The organism is Pseudomonas sp. SIMBA_068 (assembly GCF_046534705.1).
GTDB classification, from domain to species: domain Bacteria; phylum Pseudomonadota; class Gammaproteobacteria; order Pseudomonadales; family Pseudomonadaceae; genus Aquipseudomonas; species Aquipseudomonas putida.
The window spans coordinates 1-228 of the sequence record NZ_JAWRYI010001904.1; the positions used below are offsets into that span (position 1 = coordinate 1).

1 protein-coding gene is annotated in these 228 nt (G+C 37.7%); it reads left to right on the top strand.

The window, feature by feature from the left end:
• The coding region (locus tag SB756_RS36405) for a hypothetical protein (RefSeq protein WP_410914115.1) at nucleotides 1–228 on the top strand (228 nt) is incomplete at both ends.

Consider the following 228-nt stretch of genomic DNA (forward strand, 5'->3'; position numbering starts at 1 on the left):
TGACAAGACCCGACTTCATCATTGGAATTAAGCTAAATAAGACATTGCTTAGTTTGGATGCTGATATTAAAGACAACGTTCTTTCAATGTTTAATACGGCGACCGATACAGTGGTGAATATGCTGGGGTGGGAACAAGATGTATCATCCCAATTTTTTGAACAATATAAAGAGATTGAGGATGATTTGGCTAGTACGGTTACATCTGTGTTTGGAGAGAGATTGAAAG